Source organism: Salibaculum halophilum, assembly GCF_002094885.1.
GTDB lineage: Bacteria > Pseudomonadota > Alphaproteobacteria > Rhodobacterales > Rhodobacteraceae > Salibaculum > Salibaculum halophilum.
The window spans coordinates 61252-73338 of sequence record NZ_MSIT01000008.1 but is presented as its reverse complement, the minus strand read 5'-3'; the positions used below and the strand labels follow the sequence as shown (position 1 = coordinate 73338).

The 12087-nt window shown below is 66.4% G+C and carries 12 protein-coding genes; 9 read left to right on the top strand and 3 right to left on the bottom strand.

The genetic code is table 11. The features are described 5' to 3' along the window. Positions 1-22: 22 nt before the first annotated feature. From BU124_RS07115 to BU124_RS07105, 3 genes are all read right to left on the bottom strand, one after another. Positions 23-2227 carry an NADP-dependent isocitrate dehydrogenase gene (locus BU124_RS07115; protein ID WP_084862113.1) on the bottom strand — a complete coding sequence of 735 codons (2205 nt, stop codon included), beginning with the start codon at positions 2225-2227 and terminating at the stop codon, positions 23-25. 131 nt (positions 2228-2358) lie between these two features. Further along, positions 2359-2604 (bottom strand): hypothetical protein, encoded by a 246-nt coding sequence (locus BU124_RS07110; RefSeq protein ID WP_084862111.1) that lies wholly within the window; start codon positions 2602-2604, stop codon positions 2359-2361. Next, entirely contained in the window at positions 2604-3257 is a 654-nt protein-coding gene (locus BU124_RS07105) for an alpha/beta hydrolase (RefSeq protein WP_084862109.1), read from the bottom strand. Before BU124_RS07105 ends, BU124_RS07110 begins: the two co-directional genes overlap by 1 nt. 156 nt (positions 3258-3413) lie before the next feature. On the opposite strand from BU124_RS07105, the gene iscR reads away from it, so the two are divergent. The 9 genes from iscR to BU124_RS07060 all read left to right on the top strand — a co-directional run bounded on the left by iscR (position 3414) and on the right by BU124_RS07060 (position 11975). Next, a complete protein-coding gene (gene iscR / locus BU124_RS07100; protein WP_084862107.1) occupies positions 3414-3872 on the top strand; it encodes a Fe-S cluster assembly transcriptional regulator IscR in 459 nt (152 codons plus the stop codon). Further along, on the top strand, positions 3869-4915 hold the full coding sequence (locus BU124_RS07095) for a cysteine desulfurase family protein (RefSeq protein WP_084862105.1): 1047 nt from the start codon (positions 3869-3871) through the stop codon (positions 4913-4915). Before iscR ends, BU124_RS07095 begins: the two co-directional genes overlap by 4 nt. Before the next feature lie 26 nt (positions 4916-4941). After that, entirely contained in the window at positions 4942-6474 is a 1533-nt protein-coding gene (gene sufB, locus BU124_RS07090) for a Fe-S cluster assembly protein SufB (RefSeq protein WP_084862103.1), read from the top strand. 76 nt (positions 6475-6550) lie between these two features. Next, positions 6551-7444 (top strand): FkbM family methyltransferase, encoded by an 894-nt coding sequence (locus tag BU124_RS07085; RefSeq protein ID WP_084862101.1) that lies wholly within the window; start codon positions 6551-6553, stop codon positions 7442-7444. 150 nt (positions 7445-7594) lie between these two features. After that, the gene (sufC, locus tag BU124_RS07080) at positions 7595-8350 is read left to right on the top strand and encodes a Fe-S cluster assembly ATPase SufC (protein WP_084862099.1); all 756 of its coding nucleotides are present in this window, start codon (positions 7595-7597) and stop codon (positions 8348-8350) included. Continuing rightward, a complete protein-coding gene (locus BU124_RS07075) occupies positions 8350-9657 on the top strand; it encodes a SufB/SufD family protein (protein WP_084862096.1) in 1308 nt (435 codons plus the stop codon). Before sufC ends, BU124_RS07075 begins: the two co-directional genes overlap by 1 nt. Beyond that, complete coding sequence (locus BU124_RS07070) at positions 9657-10157, top strand: hypothetical protein (RefSeq protein WP_084862094.1); 501 nt, start codon at positions 9657-9659, stop codon at positions 10155-10157. Before BU124_RS07075 ends, BU124_RS07070 begins: the two co-directional genes overlap by 1 nt. After that, positions 10147-10755 (top strand): YIP1 family protein, encoded by a 609-nt coding sequence (locus BU124_RS07065; RefSeq protein WP_084862092.1) that lies wholly within the window; start codon positions 10147-10149, stop codon positions 10753-10755. The genes BU124_RS07070 and BU124_RS07065 overlap by 11 nt, the downstream gene beginning before the upstream one ends. Beyond that, positions 10752-11975, top strand: a complete 1224-nt coding sequence (locus BU124_RS07060; RefSeq protein ID WP_084862091.1) for a cysteine desulfurase — start codon at positions 10752-10754, stop codon at positions 11973-11975. The genes BU124_RS07065 and BU124_RS07060 overlap by 4 nt, the downstream gene beginning before the upstream one ends. The last annotated feature ends 112 nt before the right edge of the window (positions 11976-12087 follow it).

Genomic DNA, 12087 nt, shown 5'->3' with positions numbered 1-12087 from the left:
GATGGGCCGCGCGGTCGTCCCGTCAGCCGATGATGGCGTTGAGCGCCGCGCTGGGGCGCATCACCTGCGCCAGCTTGGCGTCGTCGTTGCGGTAATAGCCGCCGGTATCGGCCGGCTGCCCCTGCGCCGCCGCCAGGTCGCCGGTGATCTGCGCCTCGCCCTCGGCCAGGGCGCGGGCCAGCGGCGCGAAGGCGTCCGCCAATTCGGCGTCGTCGGATTGTTCGGCCAATGCCTCGGCCCAGTAGCGGGCGAACCAGTAGTGGCTGTCGCGGTTGTCGGGGTCGCCCACCTTGCGGCTGGGGCTGCGGTCGTGGTCCAGCACGCCCTGCGTGGCCGCCTCGACCGCCTCGCCGAGCACGCGGGCCTTGGCATTGCCGCTCTGATCGGCGAGGAACTTGAAGCTTTCACCCAGGGCGCAGAATTCGCCGAGGCTGTCCCAGCGCAGGTGGTTTTCCTCGTGAAACTGCTGGACGTGCTTGGGCGCCGAGCCACCCGCGCCCGTCTCGAACAGGCCGCCACCGTTCATCAGCTTGACGATGGAGAGCATCTTGGCACTGGTCGCGAGTTCCAGGATCGGGAACAGGTCGGTCAGGTAATCGCGCAGAACGTTGCCGGTGATGGCGATGGTGTTCTGGCCCTTTGTGATCGTCTCGAGGCTGGCGCGGGTCGCTGCGCGCGGGGCCATGATCTCGAATTTGTCCTCCACGCCAGCGGCTTGCAGGACGGGTTTGACGTATCGGATCAACTCGGCGTCATGGGCGCGGGCCTCGTCCAGCCAGAAGATCGCGCGATAGCCCGTCGCGCGCTGCCGGTCGATGGCCAGCTGGACCCAGTCCTCGATGGGGGCCTTGCGGGCGCTGGCCGAGCGCCAGATGTCGCCCGCCTGCACCTGATGCTCGTGCAGCACGGTGCCGTCGTCCAGCACTATCTTGACCGTGCCGGCCTGCGGGATCTCGAAGGTGGTGGGGTGGCTGCCGTATTCTTCGGCCTTCTGGGCCATCAGGCCGATGTTCTGCACGGTGCCGGCAGTGGCCGGGTCCAGCTTGCCGTTTTCCTTGAAGAAGCGAATCGTCTCGTCATAGACCGGCGCGTAGGAGCTGTCGGGGATCACGCAGTTGGTGTCATGCTGGGCGTCATCGGGGCCCCAGCCCTTGCCGCCGGCCTTGATCAGCGCCGGCATCGAGGCGTCGATGATGACGTCGCTGGGTACGTGCAGGTTGGTGATACCCTTGCCGGAATCGACCATGTACATGGCGGGGCGCTCGGCCATCACCCGCTCGATCTCGGCCAGGATCTCGGGCTTGTCGGAGACCCGGTCGAGCAGGGCGCCCAGCCCGGCGTTGGGGTCCACGCCCGCCGCTGTCATCGCGTCGCCGTGCTTGTCGAAGACCGGCGCCAGGAACTGCCGCACCGCGTGGCCGAAGATGATCGGGTCGGAGACCTTCATCATGGTTGCCTTCATGTGCAGCGAGAACAGCGTGCCCTCTTGCTTGGTCTTCTCGATCTCCTCGGCGAGGAAGGCGTCGAGGGCCGCGGCGCTCATGTAGGTGGCATCGACGACGGTGCCCGCTGGGTAGGAAACCCCCTCTTTCAGCACGGTTTCGCCCAGGGCGGTTTCCAGCACGATTCTGGCTGTCGCGGCGCGGTCCAGCGTGGCCGAAACCTCGTTTGAGAAGAAATCGCCGCCCTGCATCGAGGCCACGCGCGTCTTGCTGGCGGCATCCCAGTCGCCCATGCGGTGCGGGTTGTCCTGCGCGAACTTCTTGACGGCGGCGGCGGCGCGGCGGTCGGAGTTGCCCTCGCGCAGCACCGGGTTCACGGCCGAACCCTTGATCGTGTCGTACTTGGCGCGCACGGCCTTCTCGGCCTCGGTCTGCGGCGCATAAGGATAGTCGGGCAGGGCGAAGCCCTTGTCCTGCAACTCCTTGACGGCGGCGACCAGCTGCGGCTCGGAGGCAGATATATTGGGCAGTTTGATGACATTGGCATGGGGCTGCTTGACCAGCGCACCCAGCGCGGCGAGGTCGTCGGGCAGGCGCTGATCCTCGGGCAGGTCATCCGAGAAGGTGGCGACGATGCGTCCGGCCAGCGAGATGTCCCGGCTGCCCACGCTTATACCCGCTTCGCGGGCAAAGCGCTGGATGATCGGCAAGAGCGAGGCGCTGGCCAGCTCGGGGGCCTCGTCGACCTTGGTGTAGATGATGTCGGGGGTCTCGGGGTCGGACATGGGATCGCCTTCTCGCTTCACTCGGGATGGCGCGCGCGGGGGCGCGCGGCCGGTTGCCTGTCGTTTAGCGGAAATCGTGCCCCGTGGGAAGATGGTATGCGACAGTATACCAGATTCGGCGCAGACCTGCCTCAGCTGCCGGACCGGCCTTTCAACTCGGCCTCGATCTGGTGCAAGCGGTCCTTTAGGAAGGCGCGGGCCTTGCGCTCGGCCATGCGGATGCGGACCTGGGTGAGAAAGGCTTCTTCCAGGGTCTGCGAGGCGGCGCCGATCACGTCGCCCACCTCGACGAAGAGGCGGTCCTCGCCGGTCGCGTCCTGAACCTCGATCACGTCCTCGGCGAGCTTGGCGGCCAGATCGTCGATCTTTTCGGTCATCAGCGCGTGGGCTCGGTCAGCCGGTGCGAGACGTAGTCGGAGATGGTCTCGATCATGGTGTCCATGTGCGCGTCCTCGAAGAAGTGCCCGGCGCCGGGGACCACTTCATGCGTGACGGTGATGCCCTTCTGCTCGTGCAGCTTGCTCACCAGCGCGGTGGTATCGGCGGGCGGGGCCACGCGGTCGGCCGCGCCGTTGATGACCAGCCCCGAGGACGGGCAGGGGGCCAGGAACGAGAAGTCGTACATGTTGGCCGGCGGGCTGACCGAGACGAAGCCGCTGATTTCGGGGCGGCGCATGAGCAGCTGCATCCCGATCCAGGCCCCGAAGGAGAACCCGGCGACCCAGCAATGCTTGGCGTTCTGGTTCATCGACTGCAGGTAATCCAGCGCCGAGGTTGCATCGGCGAGTTCGCCCACCCCCTGGTCGTATTCGCCCTGGCTGCGGCCCACCCCGCGAAAGTTGAAGCGCAGCACGTTGAAGCCCAGATTGTAGAAGGCATAGTGCAGGTTGTAGACCACGCGGTTGTTCATCGTCCCGCCGAACTGCGGGTGCGGATGCAGGATGATGGCGATGGGTGAGTCGCGTTCCCTGCGCGGGTGGTAGCGTCCTTCGAGGCGTCCTTCGGGTCCTGGGAAGATGACTTCGGGCATTTGGGTCCGTTCATGTCCGGGGCAGGGCTTTCTTGACGGAAACGCTCGGCCACCTTAGAAGTGTTCTAAACCGGCGCGCGCGCACCGGCCATACTGCACTACTGGGGTGCTGCGCTTTCGTCAACTGACCGGCGCGGCGACACGCGGGGAAAGACCATGAAACTCAGCACCAAGGGACGTTACGCGATGGTGGCGCTGGCCGATATCGCCCTGCAGCCCGAGGGATCGCTGACCTCGCTGGCCGAACTGGCCCGGCGGCAGAACATTTCCCTTCCCTACCTGGAGCAGCTCTTCGTCAAGCTGCGCCGGGCGAAGCTGGTCGAGAGCGTGCGCGGCCCCGGCGGCGGCTATCGCCTGGCCCGGCCCGCGACCGAGGTGCGCGTGGTCGATGTGCTGGCGGCGGTGGACGAGACGGTGGATGCCATGCACACCGGCGCCGGCGCCTCGGGCGGGTTGTCGGGATCGCGGGCGCAGTCGCTGACCAACCGGCTGTGGGAGGGCATGTCGGCGCATGTCTATGTCTTCCTGCATCAGACCCGCCTGTCCGACGTGGTGGGCAATTCGCTCGCCCCCTGTCCGGCGGTGCCGTCGCTCTTCGAGATGGTGGACGAATGACCGGGCGTGTCTACCTCGACCACAACGCCACTGCGCCGCTGCGCCCTGAGGCGCGCGCGGCCATGGCGGCGGCCTTCGACGTCGTGGGCAACCCCTCGAGCGTGCACACCGAGGGGCGCGCGGCCAAGGCGCTGCTGGAAAAGGCGCGCGGGCAGGTGGCCGAGGCGCTGGGCGCGAACGGGGCCGATATCGTCTTTACCTCCGGGGCGAGCGAGGCGGCGGCGCTTGCGCTGGCCGGGCGCGGGCTGGCGGGCGCGGACATCGAACATGACGCGGTCTGGTCCTGGGTCGACCCGGTGTTGCCGGTGGACGGGCAGGGGCGCGTCACCCTGGCGGACCCAGGCGCCAGCGCGTTGCAACTGGCCAATTCCGAAACGGGCGTGGTCCAGGACCTGCCGACCGGCCTCGCGGTGACCGATATCACCCAGGCGGTGGGGCGCCTTCCTTACGCCCACGACTGGGCGGGCGTGGGGATGGCGATCCTGTCGGCGCACAAGTTCGGCGGGCCAAAGGGCGTGGGCGCGCTGGTTCTGCCGCAGGACAGTGACCTGGCTGCCCGCATCCGCGGCGGCGGGCAGGAGATGGGGCGCCGCTCGGGCACCGAGAACCTGCCGGCCATCGCGGGCATGGGCGCGGCGATCACCGCCGCCGTCGCCGAGCTTGCGGAGGGCCGCTGGGAGGCCGTTGCACAGTTTAGAAATATTCTAGAAGATGCTCTTGAGGCCGCCTCAAGGGAGACTATTTTTGTCGGGCAAGAGGCGCACAGGCTGCCCAACACGACCTGCTTTGTCACGCCCGGCTGGAAGGGCGAGACGCAGGTCATGGCCATGGACCTTGCCGGGTTCGCGATCAGCGCCGGATCGGCCTGTTCGAGCGGCAAGGTCAAGGAAAGCCGGGTGCTGCGTGCGCTCGGCTTCGACGCCGGGGCAGCCGGATGCGCCACGCGGGTCTCTCTGGGGCCCGATACGACGCGAGAGGACGTTCTGCGCTTTGCGGACGTCTGGGCAGAAAAGCTGAGCAAGCACCGCGCCCGTGCGGCGTAGGGTGTGCAACGAAAGGGGAATAGGGAATGGCCGCGATGGACAATCTGGACGTGGACGTCAAGGAAGGGGTCGATCAGGACACCGTGGATGCGGTCAAGTCCCTGGGCAAGTACAAGTACGGCTGGGAAACCGACATCGAGATGGAGTTCGCCCCCAAGGGGCTGAGCGAGGACATCGTGCGCCTGATCTCGGAGCGCAACGGCGAACCTGAATGGATGACCGAGTGGCGCCTGGAGGCGTTCCGCCGCTGGCAGACCATGGAAGAGCCGGACTGGGCCATGCTGGAAATCGACCCGATCGATTACCAGGAACAGTATTACTATGCCAAGCCGGCCAGCATGACAGAAAAGCCCAAGTCGCTTGACGATGTCGACCCCAAGCTGCTGGCGACCTACGAAAAGCTGGGCATCCCGCTGTCCGAGCAGAAGGTCCTGGCCGGCGTCGAGGAGGCAAGCCCCGCCGAGGCGCGCGACGGCGAGCGCAAGGTCGCCGTGGACGCCGTGTTCGACAGCGTGTCGGTCGGCACGACCTTCCAGAAGGAGCTTGAACAGGCCGGCGTGATCTTCTGCTCGATCTCCGAGGCGATCGAGAACCACCCCGAGCTGGTGAAAAAGTATCTCGGGTCGGTCATCCCGAACAGCGACAACATCTTCGCCACCTTGAACGCGGCCGTGTTTTCCGACGGGTCCTTCGTCTATGTGCCGCCGGGTGTGCGCTGCCCGATGGAGCTGTCGACCTACTTCCGCATCAACGCCGAGAACACCGGCCAGTTCGAGCGCACGCTGATCATCGCCGACAAGGGCTCTTACGTGTCCTACCTGGAAGGCTGCACCGCGCCGCAACGCAACGAGAGCCAGCTGCACGCCGCCTGCGTCGAGCTGATCGCGCTGGAGGATGCCGAAATCAAGTACTCCACCGTGCAGAACTGGTTCCCCGGGGACGAGGACGGCCGGGGTGGTATCTACAACTTCGTCACCAAGCGCGCCGATTGCCGCGGGGCCCGCTCCAAGGTGAGCTGGACTCAGGTCGAGACCGGCTCGGCGATCACGTGGAAGTATCCCTCCTGCATCCTGCGCGGCGACGACAGCCAGGGCGAGTTCTATTCGATCGCCATCACCAACAACTGGCAGCAGGCCGACACCGGCACCAAGATGGTGCACCTGGGCAAGAACACCAAGTCGCGCATCGTCTCCAAGGGGATCAGTGCGGGCAATGCCCAGAACACCTATCGCGGGCTTGTGTCCATGCACCCCAAGGCGAAGGACAGCCGCAACTTCACCCAGTGCGACAGCCTGCTGATCGGCGATACCTGCGGGGCGCACACCGTTCCCTACATCGAGGTGAAGAACAATTCCTCGCGGGTGGAACACGAGGCCACGACCAGCAAGATCGACGAGGACCAGATGTTCTACGCCCGCAGCCGCGGCATGGACGAGGAAGAGGCCGTCGCCCTGATCGTCAACGGCTTTGCCAAGGACGTGCTGCAGGCCCTTCCCATGGAGTTCGCCATGGAAGCACAGCAACTGGTCGCGATCTCGCTGGAAGGGAGCGTCGGCTGATGCACACTGCCAAGCGCGGTCGCCTTCTGATCGTCCAGGTCGAACTGTCGGCCCGCCGGGCCGTTGGCTGAACCCGATGTCCCGGCTCGAGGTCCTGTCCCGCCACCTGGCGCCGTCGCGCGCCATGCGCATCTGCGACGTTGGCGCCAACCCCTTGGGCGCACCGCCGTACCAGCCCCTGCTGGAGGCGGCGCTATGCGAGGTCTACGGTTTCGAGCCGCACGCGGAGGCCTTTGCCAAGCTGCAGCAGACCAAGTCCGACCGAGAGACCTATTTCCCGGTGGCCATTGGCCGTCCGGGCGAGCGTGTGCTGCATGTGCATCCCAACTCGGGGTTCACGTCGCTCTTTCCCTTCGATGCGCGGGCGCTGGTCCAGTTGGGCAAGGAAAAGTGGAAGTCCCCGCGGCGCCCGATCGAGACGGTGCCCATGCGCACCATCGGGTTGGACGAGGTAACGGGCCTGCCGGGTATCGACGTGCTCAAGATGGACTTGCAGGGCGCCGAGGGCGAGGTGATCGAGACCGGCCAGCGGACCCTGTCCGACACCGTAGCCGTTCTTACCGAGGTTCGGTTCCACCGCATCTACGACGGGGAACCGGTATTCGGCGACCTAGATGCGATGCTGCGGGTCAACGGCTTCAAGTTGCACAAGTTCCTTTTCACCAAGTCCGTGATGCTGCCGCATCGCCACGAGGACCTTGTCCACCGCCCCGCGATGACCAGCCAATTGCTGGACGGCGATGCCGTTTACCTGCGTGATGTGCCTGGCCCCGATGCCCTTTCCGACGACCAGCTGGCGCATCTGGCGCTGGCCGCTGATACGGTGTTCGACAGCCCGGATATAGCGTTGCAGGCGCTGGGTACGCTGGCAGACCGGGGGCGCGTGGCAGCCGGTGCCGCCCCGGCCTATGCCGATACGCTGGAGCCGCGCCGCAAGGCGCGCAACAAGCGCTCGACGCAACAGGCATGAACATGGCTCGGATGCATAGCGACCATATTGACACGACCGCGGGGTACAGGAGGTGTCTCGCAGCGCGGTCACGGATCGTGGCCCGCCAGTGCCGGTAACCAAATCTAGTCGGGGCCCAACCCGCCCCGATCCACAGAAAAAGAGGTAGAAATGCTGAATATCAAAAACCTGCACGTCAAGCTCGAGGAAGAGGACAAGCAGATCCTCAAGGGGGTCGACCTGGAGGTCGAAGCCGGCAAGGTCCATGCCATCATGGGGCCGAACGGCTCGGGCAAGTCGACGCTGTCCTATGTCCTGTCGGGGCGCGAGGGCTACGAGGTGACCGACGGCACCGTCCACCTGGAAGGCGAGGACGTGCTGGCGCTGGAGCCCGAGGAGCGCGCCGCGCTGGGCATCTTCCTGGCCTTTCAGTACCCGGTCGAGATCCCGGGCGTGGGCAACATGACCTTCCTGCGCACCGCGCTCAACGCCCAACGGAAGGCCAAGGGCGAGGACGAGATGAGCGCCGCCGACTTCCTCAAGCTGATCCGGGCGCGGGCCAAGGACCTCAAGATCGATGCCGACATGCTTAAGCGGCCGGTCAACGTGGGCTTCTCTGGCGGCGAGAAAAAGCGCAACGAGATCCTGCAGATGGCCGTGCTGGAGCCGAAGATGTGCATCCTCGACGAGACCGATTCGGGGCTGGACGTGGACGCCATGAAACTGGTGGCCGACGGTGTGAACGCGCTGCGCCAAGAGGGCCGCGGCTTCCTCGTGATCACGCACTACCAGCGCCTGCTGGACCATATCGTGCCGGACGTCGTGCACATCATGGTCGACGGCCAGATCGTCAAGAGCGGCGGGCCGGAGCTTGCCCAGGAAGTCGAGAAGAACGGCTATGCCGACATCATGGCGGAGGTGGCCTGATGCCGGCGATTGCCAGAGAAAAACTCGCGCAGCTCAAGCGCGACACCACCGAGGCGCGGCTCGCGGAGATGACCCTGCCGGACGGGGCGGGCTGGGCGGCCGAGGCGCGCGCCGCGGCCCGCGCCCGGGTGCGTGACTTGGGGCTGCCGCACCCGCGCGATGAATACTGGAAGTTCACCCGCCCGGATACGCTGGTCCAGCCCGAAGCGCCGCGCGCGGCGCTTTTCGAGGCGGGCGAGCCGCATCTGTTTCATGACCGTGACCGGCTGCACCTGGTGTTCCGTGACGGGGTTCTGGACGAGTCCGCCTCGGACGCGCAGGCGCTCGAGGGCATCGAGATCGAGCGGCTGGGGTCGGCGCTGGCCACCGACATCCACTGGACGCGCGATCTCTACGGCGTGCTCGAGGAGGCGGGCCAGTCCCCGGTGCCGCGTCCGCTGGCCGCGCTGAACACCGCCTATGCCACCGACGGTCTGGTGATCCGGGTGACCGGCACGCCGGCCAAGCCGGTCTGCCTGACCTACCTGCACGCGGATGAGTTCTCGGACGGGATGCTGCACCACGTCATCCGTGTCGAGCCGGACGCCGAGATGACCCTGCTGGAGACCGGCCCGGGTGCGGCGCGTATCAACCAGGTCATGGAGGTGGACGTCGCCGACCGCGGCCGCCTGCACCACGTCCGCGCGCAGGGCCGCGACCACGAACGCCGCGCGGTGACGGGCACGTTTGCCCGTCTGGGGTCCGAGAGTACATTCAAGTCCTTCACCATGACCGTCAACGGCGTGATGACGCGCAACGAATGCGTCGTCACCCTGACGGGCGACGATGCCGTGGCGCATCTGGCCGGGGTCTGCGTGGGCGATGGCACGGACTTTCACCAGGACGACACGGTCTTCGTCACCCATGACGCGGCGAATTGCGAAAGCCGCCAGGTCTTCAAGAAGGTGCTGCGCAACGGCGCGACCGGGGTGTTTCAGGGCAAGATCCTCGTCAAGGACGGCGCGCAGAAAACCGACGGCTACCAGATCAGCCAGTCGCTGCTGCTGGACGACGACAGCCAGTTCCAGGCCAAGCCCGAGCTGGAGATCTACGCCGACGACGTGGCCTGTTCGCACGGCTCGACCTCGGGCGCGATCGACGAGACGGCGCTGTTCTACCTGCGCTCGCGCGGGGTGCCCGAGGCCGAGGCGACCGACCTTCTGGTGCTGGCCTTCCTGGCCGAGGCGCTGCAAGAGATCGAGGACGACGACATCGCCGAGGAAATGGTGAACCGGCTGAGCGGCTGGCTGGAGCGGCGCGCCGCCTGATGCCTGTCTCGACAGACATCCTGCGCACCTACAGGGCCCCCCGCCGCGTGGTGCGGGGCCTTCTGGACACCGGCCCGCGCGAGGACCGCGCGATCATGTGGCTCATGGTGGGCTGCCTGATCGTCTTCGTCTCGCGCCTGCCGGCGCTGCAGCGGCGGGAGGTTCTCGGCGATGGTGACTTTACCCGCGACGCGGCCTATGCCTTTTTCGGGCTCATGATGGTTGCACCTCTGCTGTTCTACCTGATGGCTTTCCTCGGCCGCGCCGGGGCTTATGTATTCGGGGGACGGCCCGGCGGCTACGGCTCCCGCGTTGCCCTGTTCTGGAGCTGGTTGGCGGCGGCGCCGCTGGCGCTGTTCTACGGGTTGCTCGTGGGGTTGAACGGGGCCGCGGCCCCGGCCACGCAGATGGTCGGCGGGCTGTGGCTGCTGGTGCTGCTGGCGTTCTGGATATCCGGCCTCGTCGAGGCCTCCAAGGGGAAAGACGACCTTGATAACTGAAGCCGATCTCAAGGCGCTTTTGCGCCAGACAGTCACCTCCCCCGCCGCGGCCGGAGCCTATCTGCGCGATCTGGACCTGCCGCGCGAGGCCGGCTGGATGGCGCTGATCCTCGCCGGGGTCGTCTCGGCGCTGCTGACCGGGCTGTCGGACCTGATCGTGCCGGCCCAGCCCGTCACGCTCGAATCCGGCGAAACGGTGGCCGCGCCGCGGATGTCGCCCATCCTGTGGGGGCTGATCTCGACGGCCAGCGCCGCGCTTCTGACGGTGGCGCTCTGGCGCGTCGGGGCCATGATGGGCGGGCAGGGCGATTTCACGCTGATGCTGGTCCTCATGGCCTGGCTGCACGTCTTTACCGTGGTGGTGCAGACGCTGCAGGTGGTCACGCTGCTGCTGCTGCCGGTGCTGGCGACGCTCCTGCTGATCGCCGGGTGGGTCATATCGCTGCGGGCGATGGCGCATTTCGTCTCGCTCGCCCACGGGTTTGACAGCCTCGGCCGCGCCGCCGGGGTGATCGCCGTGTCATTCGTCGCCATCTCTGTCGCGCTGCTGCTCTTCCTCGGCGCGACCGGGATCGGCGCAACCGGAGGTCAGCCATGAGCTATGATGTCGCAAAGGTCCGGGCCGATTTCCCGATCCTGAGCCGCGAGGTGAACGGCAAGCCGCTGGTCTATCTCGACAACGGGGCCAGTGCGCAAAAACCGCAGGTGGTCATCGACACGATCACCCGCGCCTACGCGCAGGAATATTCCAACGTGCACCGCGGGCTGCACTACCTGTCCAACGTCATGACCGAACAGTACGAGGGCGTGCGCGGCACAATCGCGCGGTTCCTCGGCGTGTCGGACGAGCGTCAGATCATCATGAATTCCGGCACCACCGAGGGCATCAACACGGTGGCCCAGGGCTGGGCCATGCCGCGGATGCAGCCGGGCGACGAGATCGTCCTGTCGGTCATGGAACACCACGCCAATATCGTGCCCTGGCATTTCCTGCGCGAGAAGCTGGGCGTGAAGCTGGTCTGGGTCGACGTGGACGCCAACGGCGACCTCGACCCTGAAAAGGTGCTGAGCGCCATCACCGACCGGACCCGGTTGATTGCCGTGACGCATCTGTCCAACGTTCTGGGCACGGTTGTCGACGTGAAATCCATCTGCGAAGGCGCGCGCGAGCGCGGCGTGCCGGTGCTGGTAGACGGCTCACAGGCGGCGGTGCACCTGCCGGTGAACCTCGACGAGATCGGTTGCGACTTCTACGCCATCACCGGCCATAAGCTCTACGGCCCCAGCGGGTCGGGCGCGCTTTTCGTCCATCACGACCGCATGGCCGAGATGGAGCCTTTCATGGGCGGCGGCGACATGATCCGAGAGGTCCACAAGGACACGGTCACCTACAACGACCCGCCGATGAAGTTCGAGGCGGGCACGCCCGGCATTGTCCAGATGATCGGGCTAGGCGCGGCGCTGGACTACATGATGGGCCTCGGGATGACCGAAATCGCCGCCCATGAACGCGGCCTGCGCGACTATGCCCGCGAGCGGCTCGATGGGCTCAACTGGCTGAACGTGCAGGGTAAATCCGCCAGCAAGGCGGCGATCTTTTCCTTCACGCTGGACGGTGCGGCGCATGCCCACGACATCTCGACCATCCTCGACAAGAAAGGCGTGGCGGTGCGCGCCGGCCAGCATTGCACCGGGCCCTTGATGGATCATCTCGGCGTCTCGGCGACCTGCCGGGCGTCTTTCGGGCTCTATAATACCACGCAAGAGGTCGACGCGCTCGTGGATGCGCTGGAACTCTGTCACAAGTTGCTCGACTGACCCAGCCGCGGCCCGGCCGGGCTTGGCCGAAAGTGGTTGCGCACGGGGACGTGGCACGGTAATCCGCATACATCGTCGGACGCGGTGCAGCGCAAATTTCACCGGACGGCGG

Bases quoted from the DNA above. Each gene is read 5' to 3' on its own strand.
- BU124_RS07115 (WP_084862113.1), bottom strand. From the start codon at position 2,227: ATGTCCGACCCCGAGACCCCCGACATCATCTACACCAAGGTCGACGAG.
- BU124_RS07110 (WP_084862111.1), bottom strand. From the start codon at position 2,604: ATGACCGAAAAGATCGACGATCTGGCCGCCAAGCTCGCCGAGGACGTG.
- BU124_RS07105 (WP_084862109.1), bottom strand. From the start codon at position 3,257: ATGCCCGAAGTCATCTTCCCAGGACCCGAAGGACGCCTCGAAGGACGC.
- iscR (WP_084862107.1), top strand. From the start codon at position 3,414: ATGAAACTCAGCACCAAGGGACGTTACGCGATGGTGGCGCTGGCCGAT.
- BU124_RS07095 (WP_084862105.1), top strand. From the start codon at position 3,869: ATGACCGGGCGTGTCTACCTCGACCACAACGCCACTGCGCCGCTGCGC.
- sufB (WP_084862103.1), top strand. From the start codon at position 4,942: ATGGCCGCGATGGACAATCTGGACGTGGACGTCAAGGAAGGGGTCGAT.
- BU124_RS07085 (WP_084862101.1), top strand. From the start codon at position 6,551: ATGTCCCGGCTCGAGGTCCTGTCCCGCCACCTGGCGCCGTCGCGCGCC.
- sufC (WP_084862099.1), top strand. From the start codon at position 7,595: ATGCTGAATATCAAAAACCTGCACGTCAAGCTCGAGGAAGAGGACAAG.
- BU124_RS07075 (WP_084862096.1), top strand. From the start codon at position 8,350: ATGCCGGCGATTGCCAGAGAAAAACTCGCGCAGCTCAAGCGCGACACC.
- BU124_RS07070 (WP_084862094.1), top strand. From the start codon at position 9,657: ATGCCTGTCTCGACAGACATCCTGCGCACCTACAGGGCCCCCCGCCGC.
- BU124_RS07060 (WP_084862091.1), top strand. From the start codon at position 10,752: ATGAGCTATGATGTCGCAAAGGTCCGGGCCGATTTCCCGATCCTGAGC.